Here is a 17,291-nt window from a genome sequence, read left to right on the forward strand (position 1 = left end):
CCCTCCGCTCTCATGCCACGGCTGTGCCTACCGTCAGCCTACTTCGAGCCGGGCGAACCACTCCCGGCCCTCGTCGAGCGCCGTGAGGACGCGGGGGCCGTCCGGGGTGACCGCGAACGTGTGCTCGAAGTGCGCGGAGGACCGGCCGTCGGTGGTGATCACCGTCCAGCCGTCCTCGAGCTCCAGGGTCTCCTTGGTGCCGAGGTTGACCATCGGCTCGACCGCGAAGCACATCCCGACCTCCAGCACGGGGCCGTGGCCGGGCGCGCCGTGGTTCGGGATCAGCGGGTCCATGTGCATCTCGGTGCCGATGCCGTGCCCGCCGTAGCCCTCGACGATGCCGTAGGAGCCCTGAGAGCGGATGTGGGACTCGATCGCGTGGGACATGTCGGTGAGGCGCGCCCCGGCCCTGCCGGCCGCCAGACCGTGCCACAGGGACGCCTCGGTGACCTCCAGCAGCCGCCGCCGCTCCGCGGTGGTCTCCCCCACCGGGACGGTGATCGCGGCGTCGCCGTGCCAGCCGTCCACGATCGCGCCGCAGTCCAGCGAGATGATGTCGCCGTCCTGGAGGATCTTGTCCGGGCGCGGGATGCCGTGCACGATCTCCTCGTTGACGGACGCGCAGATCGTCCCGGTGAAGCCGTGGTAGCCGAGGAACGAGGGGACCCCGCCGTTGTCGCGGATGTGCCGCTCGGCGACCTCGTCCAGGTCCTTGGTGCTGATCCCGGGCTTGACCGCGTCCCGCAGCACCTCCAGCGTGCGGCCGACGAGCAGCCCCGCCGCGCGCATCTTCTCGATCTGCTCCGGCGTCTTCACCTGGATCGCGGGCCTGCGCCGTTTGAACATCTCTCCCCCTCAAGCGAAACCGCCGGGACCGCCACGGGCGGTCCCGGCGGACGGATGCGAGCACCGTGCCGGGGTCGGGGGCCGCCGCGCGGCCCCCGGCTCCCTCCCCCTACCTCTCCAGGGGGCGGAGCGCGGCGAGGGCGCGCTTGGTGACCTCCTCGACCGGCCCGGTCGCGTCGATGCCGACGAGGATGTTCTCGTCGGCGTAGAACTGCACCAGCGGCGACGTGTCGTGCCGGTACACCTCCAGCCGGTGCATGACGACCTCTTCCTTGTCGTCGTCACGCTGGAAGAGCCGGCCGCCGCAGTCGTCGCAGACGTCGTCCTGCTTGTCGTCGAAGTCGACGTGCCAGATCCGGCCGCACTTGTCGCAGGTGCGCCGGCCCGACAGCCGCCGGACGACCTCGTCCTCGTCGACGACCAGTTCCAGCACGATGTCCAGGCGGGTGTCCCACTCGGCGAGGATCTTCTTCAGCGTCTCGGCCTGCGGGACGTTGCGCGGGAACCCGTCGAGCAGGAACCCGTCGCGCGCGTCGTCCTCGGCCAGCCGGTCGCGCACCATCGCGATGGTCACCTCGTCGGGGACGAGGTCGCCGCGGTCCATGTACTGCTTGGCCTGCCGGCCGAGCTCGGTACCGCCGCTCACGTTGGCGCGGAAGATGTCACCTGTCGAGATCTTCGGGATGGACAGATGAGATGCGATGAACTGGGCCTGCGTCCCCTTGCCCGCTCCCGGGGGGCCCACCAGCACGATACGCACTACCGGAGGAAGCCCTCGTAGTTGCGCTGCTGTAGCTGACTCTCGATCTGCTTCACGGTATCCAGTCCGACGCCGACGACGATGAGGATGCTCGTGCCGCCGAAGGGGAAGTTCTGGGTCGCGTTCAGGAGTGCGAACGCCACCATGGGGATCAGGGCGACGAGCCCCAGGTAGAGCGCACCGGGTGTGGTGATCCGGGTCAGCACGTAGTCGAGGTACTCGGCGGTCGGCCGGCCAGGACGGATACCTGGGATGAATCCACCATACTTCTTCATGTTGTCGGCCACTTCAGTGGGGTTGAAGGTGATCGCCACGTAGAAGTAGGTGAAGAAGATGATGAAGACGAAGAAGATCCCCATGTGCCAGGGGTTGTCCTGCTGCAGGTAGGGCTGCACCTTCTGCAGCCACGTCGTGTTCGGCCACAGCTGCGTCGCCAGCACCGGCAGGTAGAGCAGCGATGAGGCGAAGATCACCGGGATGATGCCCGCCTGGTTCACCTTCAGCGGGATGTAGGTCGAGGTGCCGCCGTACATCCGCCGGCCCACCATCCGCTTGGCGTACTGCACCGGGATGCGGCGCTGCGCCTGCTCGACGAAGACCACGCCCGCCATGATCGCCAGGCCGACGATGATCACCAGCGCGAAGACGAACCCGCCCTTGGCCTTGTAGATGCTCCAGAACTGGGACGGGAAGACCGCCACCACCTGCGTGAAGATCAGGATCGACATGCCGTTGCCGACGCCGCGGTCGGTCATCAGCTCGCCCAGCCACATGATCACCGAGGTGCCCGCCACCATGCAGATCACCATGGTGACGATCGGGAACACGCCGGTGTCGTACAGGATGTCGTCACTGCCCGACTGGCCCTGGAACAGCTGCCCCGTGCTCGCCATCGCCACGATGCCGGTCGCCTGCAGGATGCCCAGCCCGATCGTCAGGTACCGGGTGTACTGGGTGATCTTCGTCGTGCCGGCCTGGCCCTCCTTCTTGAGGGCCTCCAGCCGGGGGATCACCACGGTCAGCAGCTGCAGGATGATGCTCGCCGTGATGTACGGCATGATCCCCAGCGCGAACACCGACAGCTTCAGCAGCGCGCCGCCGCTGAACAGGTCGACGAGGCCGTAGAGCTGGTTGCTCTTCTTCGCCGCGTCCGCGGTCGACTTCAGCACGCTCACGTTCACGTTCGGCGTCGGAAGGGTCGCCCCGATCCGGAACACCAGGATCATGAACAACGTGAACAACAGCTTCTTACGCAGGTCGGGCGTACGGAAAGCCCGAGTGAACGCGGTCAGCACCATTCCTCCTGCGCGACTGGCGAGATCATGGCCGCCGAGGGGCCGGTTACAGGTCCATGAGGTCCGGCGGAATCGAAGATCGTGGGCAATCTCACGCGCGTCGCTCCCGCCGGTGTGACTCTAACAGCAGATGAGACCGGGGCCGCCCCGCCCGCCCCGCGGGCCCTACGGCCCGCGGTGCAAGGCGAAGACGGCCCCGGCATCGAAGGTGTCGCCCTACAGCTCGTCGGCGGTCCCGCCGGCGGCGGCGATCTTCTCCTTGGCGCTGCCGGAGAAGGCGTGCGCCTTCACCTGCACGGCCACGGAGATCTCGCCGGTACCGAGGATCTTCACCGGCCGGCCGCGGCGCACCGCGCCCTTGGCCGCCAGGTCCTCGGCGGTGACCTCGCCGCCCTCGGGGTAGAGGTCGGCGAGCTTGTCCAGGTTCACCACCTGGAACTCGACCCGGTTCGGGTTCTTGAAGCCCTTCAGCTTCGGCACCCGGCGGATCAGCGGCATCTGCCCGCCCTCGAACCCGACCGGCACCGTGTTGCGGGCCTTGGTGCCCTTGGTGCCGCGGCCCGCGGTCTTGCCCTTGGACGCCTCGCCCCGACCCTTGCGGATCTTGGCCCGGTTGGAGCCGGGGGCGGGACGCAGGTCGTGGATCTTCAGCGGGGCGCCGTCCGAACCCGCGGCGCCCTTCTCCAGATCGGCGGCCATGTCAGTCGACCTCCTCGACGGTGACCAGGTGGGCCACCGTCCGGATCATGCCGAGCACCTCGGGGCGGTCCTCGCGGACCACGCTCTGCCCGATCTTCTTCAGGCCGAGGGTGCGCAGCGTGTCACGCTGGTTCTGCTTCTCACTGATCACGGACTTCTTCTGCGTGATCCTCAGGTTCGTCATGAGGTCGCGGCCTCCGCCCTCGGCTCGCTGCCCGCCGCGCGAGCGCGCAGCATGGCCGCCGGAGCGACGTCCTCGATCGGCAGGCCGCGCTTGGCCGCGATCTCCTCCGGACGCTTCAGCGCCTTCAGCCCCGCGATCGTGGCGTGCACGATGTTGATCGCGTTGTCGCTGCCCAGCGACTTGCTCAGCACGTCGTGGATGCCCGCGCACTCCAGCACCGCGCGCACCGGGCCACCGGCGATCACGCCGGTACCGGGGGCGGCCGGCCGCAGCAGGACCTCGCCCGCCGCGTCCCGCTCCTGCACCAGGTGCGGGATGGTGCCCTGGATCCGCGGCACCTTGAAGAAGTGCTTCTTGGCCTCCTCGACGCCCTTGGCGATCGCCGCGGGCACCTCCTTGGCCTTGCCGTAGCCGACGCCGACGGTGCCGTTGCCGTCACCGACGATCACCAGGGCGGTGAAGCTGAACCGGCGACCGCCCTTGACGACCTTGGCGACACGGTTGATCGCCACGACCTTCTCGATGTACGACTGGCCCTTGTCGGCGCCACCGCGGCGGTCGTCGCGGCGGCCGTCGCGACGGTCGCCACCCTGACCGCCACCACGCCTCTGCGCTGCCATCAGTGGTTCCTCTCGTTTGCCTCGTTGAGGGCCATCAAAGCTCCAGGCCCCCCTCGCGCGCACCCTCCGCGACGGCGGCGATGCGGCCGTGGTACTTGTTGCCGCCGCGGTCGAACACGACCGCGGAGACGCCGGCCTCCTTGGCCCGCCGGGCGACGAGCTCGCCGACCCTGCGGGACTTGGCCGTCTTGTCGGCGGAGTCGGCGCGCAGGTCCGCCTCCATCGTCGAGGCGTAGGCCAGCGTGTGGCCCTTGCTGTCGTCGATGACCTGGACGAACACGTGCCTGGTGGAGCGGGTCACGACCAGGCGAGGCCGCGCGGCGCTGCCCACGACCTTCTTCCGGACCCGCAGGTGCCGGCGCTTGCGGGACTTGGCCCGCGCCGACGTGGCCTTCGCGGCCAGGGTCTTGGTGCCTGCCATGACTACTTACCAGCCTTTCCGACCTTGCGGCGGATCTGCTCGCCCTCGTACCGCACGCCCTTGCCCTTGTACGGGTCGGGCTTGCGCAGCTTGCGGATGTTGGCGGCGACCTCGCCGACCTTCTGCTTGTCGATGCCCTCGACGGTCAGCTGGGTCGGCCGCTCCACCGTGAAGGTGATGCCCTCCGGGGGCTCGACCGTGATCGGGTGGCTGTAGCCGAGCGAGAACTCCAGGTTCTTGCCCTTGGCCACCACGCGGTAGCCGACGCCCTGGATGACCAGCGTCTTCTTGTAGCCGTCGGTCACACCGACGACCATGTTGTTGATCAACGAGCGGGTGAGCCCGTGCAGGGCGCGCACCGTGTTGATGTCGTTCGGCCGGGTCACCGAGACCTGGCCGTCCTCCATCGACACCTCGATCGGCTCGGCGACCGTGTGCGACAGCGTGCCCTTCGGCCCCTTGACGGTGACCTCCCGGCCGTCGAGGCTGACCTCGACGCCGCTGGGCACGGTGATGGGGAGACGTCCGATTCGCGACATTGTTAGAGCCCTCCCCTCACCAGACGTAGGCGAGGACTTCGCCGCCCACGCCGCGCTTGCCCGCCTGCCGGTCGGTCATCAGGCCGGAGGACGTCGAGATGATCGCGACGCCCAGTCCGCCCAGGACCCTCGGCAGGTTGTCCTTCTTCGCGTACACGCGCAGACCCGGCTTCGAGACGCGCTTGATGCCGGCGATCGAACGCTCGCGGGTCGGGCCGAACTTCAGCTCGATGGTGAGCTTCTTGCCGACCTCGGCGTCCTCCACGCTCCAGCCCGAGATGTAGCCCTCCTGCTGGAGGATCTCGGCGATGTGCGCCTTGATCTTCGAGTACGGCATCGCCACCGAGTCGTGGTACGCCGAATTCGCGTTCCGCAGACGCGTCAACATGTCTGCGATCGGGTCGGTCATCGTCATGGCCTGCTGGCCCTCCCTCGCCACGGTTTCCTCGGGTCGATGTGGGCCCGTGGACCTTTGGCGCGGTCGTGGGCACCCTCGCGGATGCCCGGTGGTTGATACAAGCCGGCGGGCTCCCCCCGTCGCCGGGGGGAGGCTCCTACCAGCTGGACTTGGTGATGCCAGGCAGCTCGCCGCGGTGGGCCATCTCCCGGAAGCACACACGGCACAGGCCGAACTTCCGGTAGACCGAACGCGGGCGCCCGCAGCGCGAGCAACGAGTGTACGCGCGCACGCCGAACTTCGGCTTCCGCGCCGCCTTGGCGATCAGCGACTTCTTCGCCATGTGTCTGCTCAGCTCTCCTTGAAGGGGAAGCCCAGGAGCTTGAGCAGCGCCCGGCCCTCGTCATCGGTCTTCGCGGACGTCACGACCGTGATGTCCATGCCCCGCGTCCGGTCGATCTTGTCCGGGTCGACCTCGTGGAACATGACCTGCTCGGTCAGCCCGAAGGTGTAGTTGCCGTTGCCGTCGAACTGCTTCGGCGACAGGCCGCGGAAGTCGCGGATGCGGGGCAGCGCGGTGGCCAGCAGCCGGTCCAGGAACTCCCACATCCGGTCGCCGCGCAGCGTGGCGTGCGCGCCGATCGGCATGCCCTCGCGCAGCTTGAACTGCGCGATGGACTTGCGGGCCCGGTTCACGGCCGGCTTCTGGCCGGTGATCAGCGACAGGTCGCGGATCGCGCCCTCGATCAGCTTGGCGTCCTTGGCCGCGTCGCCGACGCCCATGTTGACCACGATCTTGGTCAGACCGGGGATCTGCATGACGTTGGCGTAGCCGAACTGCTCCTGCATCTGCTTCGCGATCTCCTCGCGGTAGCGGAGCTTGAGCCTCGGCTGCGGGACGGGACGCTCGGTGACGGTCTCGGTCATCGGTCTCAGATCTCCTTACCGCTACGGCGCGAGATCCGAACCTTCGTGCCGTCCTCGTTGATGCGGTAGCCGACCCGGACCGGCTTGCCGTCCTCGGCGAGCGCGACGTTGCTGACGTGCAGCGGCGCCTCGACCGTCACGCGGCCGCTCTCCTTGCCGGCACGCTGCTGGTCGGCCTTGATGTTCTTGGTGATGAGGTTGACGCCCTCGACGACCACGCGGTCCTCGCGCGGGAGGACGCGCAGGACCTTGCCCGTGGCGCCCTTGTCCTTGCCGGCGATGACGACGACCTCGTCGCCCTTGCGGATCTTCATCACAGCACCTCCGGCGCGAGCGAGATGATGCGCATGAACTTCTTCTCGCGCAGTTCGCGGCCCACCGGGCCGAAGATGCGGGTGCCACGGGGGTCCCCGCCGTCCTTGATCAGGACCGCGGCGTTCTCGTCGAAGCGGATGTAGGAGCCGTCCGGGCGCCGGCGCTCCTTGCGGGTGCGCACGACGACCGCCTTGACGACGTCACCCTTCTTCACGCCCGCGCCGGGAAGGGCGTCCTTCACCGTCGCGACGATGATGTCGCCGACTCCCGCGTAGCGCCGACCCGAGCCGCCGAGAACGCGGATGCAGAGGATCTCCTTCGCACCCGTGTTGTCGGCGACCTTGAGTCGCGACTCCTGCTGGATCACGTCAACTCCTGTTCGTCACACCGGTTCTCTCTCGGACCTCGTCCGAGGAGCCTGGTGGAACCATCGGTGTTCAATTGCGGGACTGCGTCCCGCAGGGGCCTTGCGGCTCCTACTTGGCCTTCTCGAGGATCTCCACCACGCGCCAGCGCTTGCTCGCCGACAGCGGGCGGGTCTCCATGAGACGGACGCGGTCGCCGACGCCACACTCGTTGGCCTCGTCGTGCGCCTTGTAGTTCTTCGTGCGGCGGATCACCTTGTGGTACTTGGCGTGCTTCACGCGGTCCTCGACGGACACGACCACGGTCTTGTCCATCTTGTCGCTGACCACGAGGCCCTCCAGGACCTTGCGGCTGCTCCGCGCCTTGGTCTGCTCGGTCATTCGGTGCCCTCCACGGCGTCCTCGGCGACCGTGACGATGCCGAGCTCGCGCTCCCGCATCACGGTGTAGATGCGGGCGATCTCGCGCTTGACGGTGCGCAGCCGCCCGTGGCTCTCAAGCTGGCCGGTCGCGGCCTGGAAGCGGAGGTTGAACAGCTCCTCCTTCGCCTCCTTCAGCTTGGTGACCAGAACGTCCTCGGGCTCGGTCCGCAGGTCGTCGGCGGTAAGACCCTTGGCCATCAGGACTCACCCACCTCTCGCTTAACGATCTTGCACTTCATGGGAAGCTTGTGGATCGCGCGGGTCAGCGCCTCGCGGGCGATCTGCTCGCTCGGGTAGGAGATCTCGAACAGCACGCGGCCCGGCTTGACGTTCGCGACCCACCACTCCACGGAGCCCTTGCCGGAGCCCATCCGGGTCTCCGCCGGCTTCTTGGTCAGCGGACGGTCCGGGAAGATGTTGATCCAGACCTTGCCGCCACGCTTGATGTGGCGGGTCATCGCGATACGCGCGGCCTCGATCTGCCGGTTCGTCACGTAGGCGGCCTCGACCGCCTGGATGCCGTACTCGCCGAACGTCACCTTGGTGCCGCCCTTGGCCTGGCCGCGACGCCTCGGGTGGTGCTGCTTGCGGTGCTTGACCTTGCGAGGGATCAGCATGGGTTACTCAGCTCCCCTCACCCTGCGGAGCAGCCTCGGCCGTCTGCGCCGGCTGCTCGGAACTCTGCTGCTGCTTCGGCGCGGCGTCGCCGCCGCGGGCCTCGCCGCCGCGGGCGCCGCCGCGGGCCTCGCCGCCGCGTCCGCCGCGTCCGCCGCGACCGCCGCCGCGGCGCTCGCCGCCACCGCCGCCGCCACCGCGGCGCTCACGGCCACCGCCGCCACCGCCCGCGGCGCGCTGCTGCGCGGCCTTCTGCTCGCGCTCGGCGCGCGTCGCCGCGGCCTCGCCCTTGTAGATCCACACCTTCACGCCGATGCGGCCGAACGTCGTCCGGGCCTCGTAGAACCCGTAGTCGATGTCGGCGCGCAGCGTGTGCAGCGGGACCTGGCCCTCGCGGTAGAACTCCGACCGCGACATCTCGGCGCCGCCGAGGCGGCCGCCGCACTGGACCTTGATGCCCTTGGCGCCCGACTTCATCGCCGACTGGATCGCCTTGCGCATGGCGCGGCGGAACGCGACCCGGCTGGACAGCTGCTCGGCCACGCCCTGCGCGACGAGCTGCGCGTCGATCTCGGGGTTCTTCACCTCGAGGATGTTCAGCCGGACCTGCTTGCCGGTGAGCTTCTCCAGGTCGCCCCGGAGGCGCTCGGCCTCCGCGCCGCGGCGGCCGATCACGATGCCCGGCCGGGCGGTGTGGATGTTGACCTCGACCCGGTCGCGGGTCCGCTCGATCTCCACCTTGGAGATGCCCGCCCGGTCCATGCCCTTCTGCAGCATGCGCCGGATCTGGACGTCTTCCTTGACGTAGTCCTTGTACAGCTTCGTGGCGAACCACACGGACTTGTGGTCGGTCGTGACCCCGAGCCGGAACCCGTGCGGGTTGATCTTCTGACCCACTACCGGGCCCTCCTCGTCTTCTTACCGCCGGCCGAAGCGACCTCGTCCTTCGGGGCGACGACCACGGTGATGTGGCTCGTGCGCTTGTTGATGCGGTAGGCCCGACCCTGGGCGCGGGGGCGGAAACGCTTCAGCGTCGGCCCCTCGTCGACCCACGCGCTGCTCACGACGAGCGTGCCCGTGTCGAGCTTGAAGTTGTGCTCGGCGTTGGCAATGGCACTGGCCAGCACCTTGCCCACCGGCTCACTGGCGGCCTGGGGGGCGAACCGCAGCACCGCCTGCGCCTCCGCGGCGGGCAGGCCGCGGATGAGGTCCACCACGCGGCGGGCCTTCATGGGCGTGACGCGGATGAACCGCGCCTGGGCCCTGGCTTCCATCGCTGTTCCCTCTCTCCTACGTGCCCGCTCAGCCGCGACGGCTGCGGCGGTCTTCCTTGACGTGGCTGCGGAACGTCCGCGTCGGCGCGAACTCGCCGAGCTTGTGACCCACCATGGCGTCGGTGATGAACACCGGCACGTGCTTGCGGCCGTCGTGCACGGCGATCGTGTGACCGATCATGTCCGGCACGATCATGGAGCGCCGGGACCACGTCTTGATGACGTTCTTGGTGCCCTTCTCGTTCTGGACGTCCACCTTCTTCATCAGGTGGTCGTCCACGAAGGGGCCCTTCTTAAGGCTACGTGGCATGACGAGCGACTCCTACCGCTTCTTCTTGCTGCGACGACGGACGATCAGCCGGTCGCTCGACTTGTTCGCCTGGCGAGTGCGGCCTTCCTTCTTACCGTTCGGGTTCACCGGGTGCCGGCCACCGGAGGTCTTGCCCTCACCACCACCGTGCGGGTGGTCGATCGGGTTCATGGCCACACCGCGGACGGTCGGGCGCTTGCCCTTCCACCGCATCCGGCCGGCCTTGCCCCAGTTGATGTTCGACTGCTCGGCGTTCCCGACCTCGCCGACCGTCGCGCGGCAGCGCACGTCCACCATCCGCATCTCGCCGGAGGGCATGCGCAGCGTGGCGTACTTGCCCTCCTTGGCCAGCAGCTGGACGCCCGCGCCCGCGCTGCGGGCGATCTTGGCGCCGCCGCCGGGCCGCAGCTCGATGGCGTGGATGACGGTACCCGTCGGGATGTTGCGCAGCGGCAGGCAGTTGCCCGGCTTGATGTCCGCGCCCGCCCCGTTCTCGACGCGGTCGCCCTGGCGCAGGTTCCGCGGCGCGAGGATGTAGCGCTTCTCACCGTCGGCGTAGTGCAGCAGCGCGATGCGCGCCGTGCGGTTCGGGTCGTACTCGATGTGCGCGACCTTCGCCGGGACGCCGTCCTTGTCGTGCCGGCGGAAGTCGATCACGCGGTAGGCGCGCTTGTGGCCGCCGCCCTGGTGCCGGGTCGTGATGCGGCCGTGGTTGTTGCGGCCGCCCTTCTTGGGGAGCGGACGCAGCAGCGACTTCTCCGGCTCACGGCGCGTGACCTCGACGAAGTCGGCCACGCTGGAGCCGCGACGACCCGGAGTCGTCGGCTTGTAGTTACGGATGCCCATCTTTTTCGTTCATCCCTTTTCAGTCTTCGGACGGCTCCGGCCGCTTAGGCCGGACCGCCGAAGATGTCGATCCGCTCGCCCTCGGCGAGGCTGACGATGGCGCGCTTGGTGTCCTTGCGCTTGCCGTAGCCGAACCGGGTGCGCTTGCGCTTGCCGGACCGGTTGAGCGTGTTCACGTTCGTCACCTTGACGCCGAACACCGACTCGACGGCCTGCTTGATCTGCGTCTTGTTGGCGTCGGTGCGGACCACGAACGTGTACTTGTTCTCGTCCAGCAGCCCGTAGCTCTTCTCCGAGACGACCGGCGCGATGATGACGTCGCGGGGGTCGGCGATCTTGTTCATGAGCGACCCTCCTTACTTCTTCGCCGCGCGCGAGATGAACTCGTCGTACGCCTTCTGCGTGAAGACGACGTCATCGTTCACCAGCACGTCATAGGTGTTGAGCTGGTCCGAGACGATCACGTGCACGCTCGGCTCGTTGCGCAGGCTCTTCCAGGTCAGCTCGTCCTCGCGGTCCAGGACCAGGAGGACGCGCTTGGCCTCGGTGACCGAGCGCAGCGCCGCCAGCGCCGTCTTCGTCTTCGGGGTGTCGCCCTCGATGATGCTGTCGACGACGTGCACCCGGCCGTAGCGGGCGCGGTCCGACAGGGCGCCGCGCAGCGCGGCGGCCTTCATCTTCTTGGGCGTCCGCTGCGAGTAGTCCCGCGGCTGCGGGCCGTGCACCGCGCCGCCGCCGGCGAACTGCGGCGCCCGCGTCGAGCCCTGGCGGGCCCGGCCGGTGCCCTTCTGCCGGTACGGCTTCTTGCCGCCGCCGGACACCTCGCCGCGCGTCTTGGTCGAGTGCGTCCCCTGCCGCGCCGCGGCCAGCTGCGCCACCACGACCTGGTGGATCAGCGGCACGCTGGTCTTCGCGTCGAAGACCTCCGCGGGCAGCTCGATGTCGATCTTCGAAGTCACTTGCCCGTCCCCTTCACTGCGTCGCGGACCAGCACCACGGCGCCGTTGGGACCGGGAACCGCGCCCTTGATGAGCAGCAGGTTCTTCTCCGCGTCGACGGCGTGGAGGGTCAGGTTCTGCACGGTGGTCCGGGCGTTGCCGTGCCGTCCCGCCATGCGGAGGCCCTTGAAGACGCGACCGGGGGTCGCGCAGCCGCCGATCGACCCCGGCGAACGGTGCTTGCGCTGGGTGCCGTGCGAGGCGCTGAGGCCCTTGAAGCCGTGCCGCTTCATGACGCCCGCGGTGCCCTTGCCCTTGCTCGTGCCGGTGACGTCGATCTTCTGGCCGGCCTCGAAGACGCCAGCGGTGATCTCCTGGCCGAGTTCGAACTCGGTGGTGTCGGCGGAGCGCAGCTCGACGAGGTAGCGGCGCGGCGTGACGCCGGCCTTCTCGAAGTGACCCGTGCGCGGCTTGTTCACCTTGCGCGGGTCGATCTGCCCGTACCCGAGCTGGACGGCGGTGTAGCCGTCCTTCTCCTGGGTGCGGAGCTGCGTGACGACACACGGCCCGGCCTGGACGACGGTCACCGGAACGATCCGGCCCTCATCGTCGAAGACCTGGGTCATGCCGAGCTTCTCGCCCAGGACGCCCTTCCTCTGCGTACTCATGTCTGGTGCGTCCCTCAGAGCTTGATCTCGATGTCAACGCCGGCCGGAAGGTCGAGCCGCATCAGCGAGTCGACCGTCTTGGGCGTCGGGTCGATGATGTCGATCAACCGCTTGTGCGTGCGCATCTCGAAGTGCTCGCGGCTGTCCTTGTACTTGTGCGGCGAGCGGATGACGCAGTACACGTTCTTCTCGGTCGGCAGCGGCACCGGGCCCGCGACCTTGGCGCCCGTCCGCGTCACCGTCTCAACGATCTTCTTCGCGGAGGTGTCGATGACCTCGTGGTCGTAGGCCTTGAGCCGGATGCGGATCTTCTGTCCCGCCATGGTGGCCTCGGTGTCCTTTGCTGTAGTGCCGCTGGTTACTTCAGGATCGTGACGCGGCGGCCCGGGGTGCCCAGGGGCGGCCCGGGCCGCCGCTCACGAGAGGGTGTTACTTGATGACCTTGGTGACGCGACCCGAGCCGACCGTCCGGCCGCCCTCGCGGATGGCGAACTTCAGGCCCTCCTCCATGGCGACGGGCTGGATCAGCTCGACGCGCATCTCGGTGTTGTCGCTCGGCATGACCATCTCGGTGCCCTCGGGGAGGTTCACCACGCCGGTCACGTCCGTGGTCCGGAAGTAGAACTGCGGACGGTAGTTGTTGAAGAACGGCGTGTGCCGGCCGCCCTCGTCCTTGGACAGGATGTAGACCTGCGCCTCGAACTCGGTGTGCGGGGTCGTGGTGCCCGGCTTGATGACGCACTGGCCGCGCTCGACGTCCTCGCGCTTGGTGCCGCGCAGCAGCAGGCCGACGTTGTCGCCCGCCTGGCCCTGGTCGAGCAGCTTGCGGAACATCTCGACACCGGTGACCGTGGTCGAGCTGGTCTCGTTCTTGATGCCGATGATGTCGACGGTCTCGTTGACGTTGATGACACCGCGCTCGATGCGGCCGGTCACGACCGTGCCGCGGCCGGTGATCGAGAAGACGTCCTCGATCGGCATCAGGAACGGCTTGTCGATGTCGCGGACCGGCTCCGGCACGTTCTCGTCGACGGCGTCCATCAGCTCGCCGATCGTGGCGGCCCACTTCTCGTCGCCCTGCAGCGCCTGGTAGGCGGACACGCGGACCACGGGAACGTCGTCGCCCGGGAACTCGTACTCCGACAGCAGCTCGCGGACCTCGAGCTCGACGAGCTCCAGGATCTCCTCGTCGTCCACCATGTCGCACTTGTTCAGCGCGACGACGATGTAGGGGACGCCGACCTGGCGGGCCAGGAGCACGTGCTCCTTGGTCTGCGGCATCGGGCCGTCGGTCGCGGCGACCACCAGGATGGCGCCGTCCATCTGCGCCGCACCGGTGATCATGTTCTTGATGTAGTCCGCGTGACCGGGGCAGTCCACGTGCGCGTAGTGCCGGGACTCGGTCTGGTACTCGACGTGCGCGATGGAGATCGTGATCCCGCGCTCGCGCTCCTCGGGAGCCTTGTCGATGTCCTCGAACGGCGTGTACGGGTTGAGGTCCGGGTACTTGTCGTGGAGCACCTTGGTGATCGCCGCGGTAAGCGTGGTCTTACCGTGGTCGATGTGTCCGATGGTGCCGATGTTCACGTGCGGCTTCGTCCGCTCGAACTTGGCCTTCGCCACTGGTTGCTCCTTGTTGCGATCCTCGGCCGTCTGGAACGACCGCTTCGATGTACGTCTGGTGTGATCTGTGGGCAGGCCCGGGTACTACTCGCCCCGCGCCTTGGCGATGATCTCCTGCGCGACGTTCCCCGGAACCTCGGCGTAGGAGTCGAACTGCATCGTGAAGACAGCCCGGCCCTGGGTCTTGCTGCGCAGATCACCCACGTAGCCGAACATCTCGGACAGCGGCACGAGCGCCTTGATGACGCGCATCCCGCTCCGCTCGTCCATGGACTGGACCTGGCCGCGGCGGCTGTTGAGGTCGCCGATCACGTCGCCCATGTTGTCCTCGGGCGTGGTGACCTCGACGGCCATCATCGGCTCCAGCAGCGTGGGGGACGCCTTGCGGGCGGCCTCCTTGAACGCCATGGAACCGGCGACCTTGAACGCCATCTCCGACGAGTCGACCTCGTGGTAAGCGCCGTCTCGCAGGGTGACCTTGACGCCCACCATCGGGTAGCCGGCGAGGACGCCGAACTCCGCGGCCTCCTGGCAGCCCGCGTCGACCGACGGGATGTACTCCCGCGGGATGCGGCCACCGGTGACCTTGTTCTCGAACTCGTAACCGTCGGACCCGCCGCCGAGCGGCTCCAGGTCGATGATCACGCGGCCGAACTGGCCGGAGCCGCCCGTCTGCTTCTTGTGGGTGTACTCGACCTTCTCGACCTTCTTGCTGATGGTCTCGCGGTAGGCCACCTGCGGCTTGCCGACGTTGGCGTCGACCTTGAACTCCCGCTTCATCCGGTCGACGAGGATCTCCAGGTGGAGCTCGCCCATGCCGGAGATGACGGTCTGGCCGGTGTCCTCGTCCGAGCGGACCTGGAAGGACGGGTCCTCCTCGGCCAGCCGCTGGATCGCGGTGCCCAGCTTCTGCTGGTCGGCCTTGGTCTTCGGCTCGATCGCCACGTGGATGACCGGCGCCGGGAAGTTCATCGACTCGAGGACGATCGGGGACTTCTCGTCGCACAGCGTCTCACCGGTGGTGGTCTGCTTGAGGCCCATCACCGCGACGATGTCGCCGGCGCCCGCGCGCTCGATCTCGGTGCGCTTGTTGGCGTGCATCCGGTAGATCTTGCCGATGCGCTCCTTGCGCTCCTTGACGGAGTTCATCACGTTCGCGCCGGACTCCAGCACGCCGGAGTACACGCGGACGAAGGTGAGCTTGCCCAGGTGCGGGTCGCTGGCGATCTTGAAGGCGAGCGCGGAGAACGGCTCGTCCTCGCTCGGCCGGCGGGTGAGGACCTTCTCCTCGTCGCGGACGGCGTGGCCCTCGATGGCCTCGACGTCCAGCGGCGAGGGCAGGTAGCGGACGATCGCGTCCAGCAGCGGCTGCACGCCCTTGTTCTTGAAGGCGGTGCCGCAGGTCACCGGCGTCACGGCGGCGGCGATCGTCGCGCGCCGGATGCCGGCGTGCAGCTGCTCCACGGTGGGCTCGTTGCCCTCCAGGAAGAGCTCCATGATCTCGTCGTCGTTCTCGGCGAGCGTCTCGACCAGCTTGTCGTGCCACTCGCGGGCCGACTCGGCGTGCGTCTCGGGGATGTCGACCGTGTCGTACATCTCGCCGAGCTTGGCCTCCTCGTTCCACACGAGGGCCTTCATGTTCACCAGGTCGATGACGCCCTTGAAGTCGGCCTCGGCGCCGATCGGCAGCTGCAGCACGAGCGGGACCGCGTTGAGACGGTTCTCGATCATGTCGACGCAGCGGTGGAACTCGGCGCCGACCCGGTCGAGCTTGTTGACGAAGCACATGCGGGGCACGCCGTAGCGGTCGGCCTGCCGCCACACCGTCTCGGACTGCGGCTCCACGCCGGCGACACCGTCGAACACCGCGACCGCGCCGTCGAGCACCCGCAGGTTGCGCTCCACCTCGATGGTGAAGTCGACGTGCCCGGGGGTGTCGATGATGTTGATCGTGTGCTTGACGTCGTCGACGGGCCATTCGCAGGTGGTGGCGGCGGAGGTGATGGTGATCCCCCGCTCCTGCTCCTGCTCCATCCAGTCCATGGTGGCGGCGCCGTCGTGGACCTCGCCGATCTTGTAGCTGATGCCCGTGTAGTACAGGATCCGCTCGGTCGTCGTGGTCTTGCCAGCGTCGATATGGGCCATGATCCCGATGTTGCGGACCTTGGCCAGGTCTACACCGGTTTTGGTAGCCACAGTGTCCTCGCGTCCTCGCGTCGTCTCGTCGTTCTCAACCCGCCGGGGTTACCAGCGGTAGTGGGCGAAGGCCTTGTTGGACTCCGCCATCTTGTGGGTGTCCTCGCGCTTCTTCACAGACGCGCCGAGGCCGTTGCTCGCGTCGAGCAGCTCGTTCATCAGCCGCTCGGTCATGGTCTTCTCACGACGCTGCCGGGCGTACACCACCAGCCAGCGCAGGGCCAGGGTGGTGCTGCGGGCCGGCCGCACCTCGACGGGGACCTGGTAGGTCGCGCCACCGACGCGGCGGCTGCGGACCTCCAGGGTCGGCTTCACGTTGTCGAGCGCGCGCTTCAGCGTGACGACCGGGTCGTTGCCGGTCTTCTCGCGGGCGCCCTCGAGAGCCTCGTACACGATGCGCTGCGCGATGGAGCGCTTGCCGTCCAGGAGAATCTTGTTGATGAGCGCGGTGACCAGCGGCGAGTTGTACACCGGGTCAGCGATCAGCTGGCGCTTGCCAGCAGGGCCCTTGCGCGGCATCAGCTCTTCTCCTTCTTCGCGCCGTACTTGCTGCGCGCCTGCTTGCGATTGCGGACGCCCTGGGTGTCGAGCGACCCGCGGATGATCTTGTACCGAACACCCGGGAGGTCCTTCACACGGCCGCCGCGCACGAGCACGATCGAGTGCTCCTGCAGGTTGTGACCGACGCCGGGGATGTAGGCCGTGACCTCAATCCCGCTGGTCAGCCGGACACGGGCGACCTTGCGAAGCGCGGAGTTCGGCTTCTTGGGCGTCGTCGTGTAGACGCGCGTGCAGACGCCCCGCCGCTGGGGGCTCTCCTTCAGCGCGGGCGTCTTGTTCTTGGTCACCTTGTCCTGGCGGCCCTTTCGGACCAGCTGCTGGATCGTGGGCACCGCGTCTCCGTCTTCCCTCGTACCGAGCCGGTAAGTCTTTTTGCTGCAATCACCACCTCAGGCGAGGCTGTGACCTGCCGGTTTCCCGACCTCTCCGACCCACGCGGTCGGGCGTGTCGCCGGATCACGGAGCATTGC

General features: G+C 68.1%; 28 protein-coding genes. All 28 read right to left on the minus strand.

Going from position 1 to position 17,291, the window contains the following annotated elements; genetic code table 11:
• Positions 1 to 33: 33 nt before the first annotated feature.
• Positions 34 to 846: a type I methionyl aminopeptidase gene (map, locus tag ACA514_RS33355; protein ID WP_375045254.1), complete on the minus strand. Its 813-nt coding sequence runs from the start codon at positions 844 to 846 to the stop codon at positions 34 to 36.
• Positions 847 to 955: 109 nt separating this feature from the next.
• A complete protein-coding gene (locus tag ACA514_RS33360) occupies positions 956 to 1,606 on the minus strand; it encodes an adenylate kinase (protein ID WP_375045255.1) in 651 nt (216 codons plus the stop codon).
• Positions 1,606 to 2,901 carry a preprotein translocase subunit SecY gene (gene secY, locus ACA514_RS33365; RefSeq protein WP_375045328.1) on the minus strand — a complete coding sequence of 432 codons (1,296 nt, stop codon included), beginning with the start codon at positions 2,899 to 2,901 and terminating at the stop codon, positions 1,606 to 1,608. Before secY ends, ACA514_RS33360 begins: the two co-directional genes overlap by 1 nt.
• A 216-nt stretch (positions 2,902 to 3,117) precedes the next feature.
• Complete coding sequence (gene rplO / locus ACA514_RS33370; RefSeq protein WP_375045256.1) at positions 3,118 to 3,600, minus strand: 50S ribosomal protein L15; 483 nt, start codon at positions 3,598 to 3,600, stop codon at positions 3,118 to 3,120.
• Position 3,601: 1 nt separating this feature from the next.
• Positions 3,602 to 3,784: a 50S ribosomal protein L30 gene (gene rpmD, locus ACA514_RS33375; RefSeq protein ID WP_375045257.1), complete on the minus strand. Its 183-nt coding sequence runs from the start codon at positions 3,782 to 3,784 to the stop codon at positions 3,602 to 3,604.
• Entirely contained in the window at positions 3,781 to 4,404 is a 624-nt protein-coding gene (gene rpsE, locus ACA514_RS33380; protein ID WP_372442255.1) for a 30S ribosomal protein S5, read from the minus strand. The genes rpmD and rpsE overlap by 4 nt, the downstream gene beginning before the upstream one ends.
• 34 nt (positions 4,405 to 4,438) lie before the next feature.
• Entirely contained in the window at positions 4,439 to 4,825 is a 387-nt protein-coding gene (gene rplR / locus ACA514_RS33385) for a 50S ribosomal protein L18 (RefSeq protein WP_375045258.1), read from the minus strand.
• 2 nt (positions 4,826 to 4,827) lie between these two features.
• Entirely contained in the window at positions 4,828 to 5,364 is a 537-nt protein-coding gene (rplF, locus tag ACA514_RS33390; RefSeq protein ID WP_375045259.1) for a 50S ribosomal protein L6, read from the minus strand.
• A 16-nt stretch (positions 5,365 to 5,380) separates the two neighbouring features.
• Positions 5,381 to 5,779, minus strand: coding sequence for a 30S ribosomal protein S8 (gene rpsH / locus ACA514_RS33395; protein ID WP_375045329.1), 399 nt, complete (start codon positions 5,777 to 5,779; stop codon positions 5,381 to 5,383).
• 139 nt (positions 5,780 to 5,918) lie between these two features.
• Positions 5,919 to 6,104, minus strand: a complete 186-nt coding sequence (locus ACA514_RS33400; protein WP_018657585.1) for a type Z 30S ribosomal protein S14 — start codon at positions 6,102 to 6,104, stop codon at positions 5,919 to 5,921.
• Between the two features lie 8 nt (positions 6,105 to 6,112).
• Complete coding sequence (gene rplE / locus ACA514_RS33405) at positions 6,113 to 6,688, minus strand: 50S ribosomal protein L5 (RefSeq protein ID WP_344282839.1); 576 nt, start codon at positions 6,686 to 6,688, stop codon at positions 6,113 to 6,115.
• Between the two features lie 5 nt (positions 6,689 to 6,693).
• On the minus strand, positions 6,694 to 7,002 hold the full coding sequence (gene rplX, locus ACA514_RS33410; protein ID WP_151545532.1) for a 50S ribosomal protein L24: 309 nt from the start codon (positions 7,000 to 7,002) through the stop codon (positions 6,694 to 6,696).
• Positions 7,002 to 7,370: a 50S ribosomal protein L14 gene (gene rplN, locus ACA514_RS33415; protein WP_021596728.1), complete on the minus strand. Its 369-nt coding sequence runs from the start codon at positions 7,368 to 7,370 to the stop codon at positions 7,002 to 7,004. The genes rplX and rplN overlap by 1 nt, the downstream gene beginning before the upstream one ends.
• A gap of 109 nt (positions 7,371 to 7,479) precedes the next feature.
• A complete protein-coding gene (rpsQ, locus tag ACA514_RS33420) occupies positions 7,480 to 7,749 on the minus strand; it encodes a 30S ribosomal protein S17 (RefSeq protein ID WP_285920925.1) in 270 nt (89 codons plus the stop codon).
• Positions 7,746 to 7,988 (minus strand): 50S ribosomal protein L29, encoded by a 243-nt coding sequence (gene rpmC / locus ACA514_RS33425; protein WP_151545534.1) that lies wholly within the window; start codon positions 7,986 to 7,988, stop codon positions 7,746 to 7,748. Before rpmC ends, rpsQ begins: the two co-directional genes overlap by 4 nt.
• The gene (rplP, locus tag ACA514_RS33430; protein WP_375045260.1) at positions 7,988 to 8,407 is read right to left on the minus strand and encodes a 50S ribosomal protein L16; all 420 of its coding nucleotides are present in this window, start codon (positions 8,405 to 8,407) and stop codon (positions 7,988 to 7,990) included. Before rplP ends, rpmC begins: the two co-directional genes overlap by 1 nt.
• Before the next feature lie 7 nt (positions 8,408 to 8,414).
• Positions 8,415 to 9,302 carry a 30S ribosomal protein S3 gene (rpsC, locus tag ACA514_RS33435; RefSeq protein WP_375045261.1) on the minus strand — a complete coding sequence of 296 codons (888 nt, stop codon included), beginning with the start codon at positions 9,300 to 9,302 and terminating at the stop codon, positions 8,415 to 8,417.
• The gene (gene rplV, locus ACA514_RS33440) at positions 9,302 to 9,679 is read right to left on the minus strand and encodes a 50S ribosomal protein L22 (RefSeq protein ID WP_375045262.1); all 378 of its coding nucleotides are present in this window, start codon (positions 9,677 to 9,679) and stop codon (positions 9,302 to 9,304) included. The genes rpsC and rplV overlap by 1 nt, the downstream gene beginning before the upstream one ends.
• A gap of 28 nt (positions 9,680 to 9,707) precedes the next feature.
• Positions 9,708 to 9,989 carry a 30S ribosomal protein S19 gene (rpsS, locus tag ACA514_RS33445; RefSeq protein WP_067807019.1) on the minus strand — a complete coding sequence of 94 codons (282 nt, stop codon included), beginning with the start codon at positions 9,987 to 9,989 and terminating at the stop codon, positions 9,708 to 9,710.
• A 12-nt stretch (positions 9,990 to 10,001) separates the two neighbouring features.
• Positions 10,002 to 10,835 carry a 50S ribosomal protein L2 gene (gene rplB / locus ACA514_RS33450; protein WP_375045263.1) on the minus strand — a complete coding sequence of 278 codons (834 nt, stop codon included), beginning with the start codon at positions 10,833 to 10,835 and terminating at the stop codon, positions 10,002 to 10,004.
• Between the two features lie 44 nt (positions 10,836 to 10,879).
• Positions 10,880 to 11,179 carry a 50S ribosomal protein L23 gene (gene rplW, locus ACA514_RS33455; RefSeq protein WP_285920176.1) on the minus strand — a complete coding sequence of 100 codons (300 nt, stop codon included), beginning with the start codon at positions 11,177 to 11,179 and terminating at the stop codon, positions 10,880 to 10,882.
• Between the two features lie 12 nt (positions 11,180 to 11,191).
• A complete protein-coding gene (rplD, locus tag ACA514_RS33460; protein WP_375045264.1) occupies positions 11,192 to 11,794 on the minus strand; it encodes a 50S ribosomal protein L4 in 603 nt (200 codons plus the stop codon).
• On the minus strand, positions 11,791 to 12,441 hold the full coding sequence (gene rplC / locus ACA514_RS33465) for a 50S ribosomal protein L3 (RefSeq protein ID WP_375045265.1): 651 nt from the start codon (positions 12,439 to 12,441) through the stop codon (positions 11,791 to 11,793). The genes rplD and rplC overlap by 4 nt, the downstream gene beginning before the upstream one ends.
• A gap of 14 nt (positions 12,442 to 12,455) precedes the next feature.
• Positions 12,456 to 12,764: a 30S ribosomal protein S10 gene (gene rpsJ, locus ACA514_RS33470; protein WP_018657599.1), complete on the minus strand. Its 309-nt coding sequence runs from the start codon at positions 12,762 to 12,764 to the stop codon at positions 12,456 to 12,458.
• 106 nt (positions 12,765 to 12,870) lie between these two features.
• Complete coding sequence (tuf, locus tag ACA514_RS33475) at positions 12,871 to 14,064, minus strand: elongation factor Tu (RefSeq protein ID WP_344266584.1); 1,194 nt, start codon at positions 14,062 to 14,064, stop codon at positions 12,871 to 12,873.
• Between the two features lie 84 nt (positions 14,065 to 14,148).
• Positions 14,149 to 16,260 carry an elongation factor G gene (gene fusA / locus ACA514_RS33480; RefSeq protein WP_375045266.1) on the minus strand — a complete coding sequence of 704 codons (2,112 nt, stop codon included), beginning with the start codon at positions 16,258 to 16,260 and terminating at the stop codon, positions 14,149 to 14,151.
• A 48-nt stretch (positions 16,261 to 16,308) separates the two neighbouring features.
• On the minus strand, positions 16,309 to 16,779 hold the full coding sequence (gene rpsG / locus ACA514_RS33485; protein WP_285920162.1) for a 30S ribosomal protein S7: 471 nt from the start codon (positions 16,777 to 16,779) through the stop codon (positions 16,309 to 16,311).
• Positions 16,779 to 17,153: a 30S ribosomal protein S12 gene (gene rpsL / locus ACA514_RS33490; protein WP_030176166.1), complete on the minus strand. Its 375-nt coding sequence runs from the start codon at positions 17,151 to 17,153 to the stop codon at positions 16,779 to 16,781. Before rpsL ends, rpsG begins: the two co-directional genes overlap by 1 nt.
• Positions 17,154 to 17,291: the final 138 nt, after the last annotated feature.

The sequence above is a fragment of the Actinomadura sp. NTSP31 genome, assembly GCF_041951385.1.
GTDB lineage: Bacteria > Actinomycetota > Actinomycetes > Streptosporangiales > Streptosporangiaceae > Spirillospora > Spirillospora napierensis.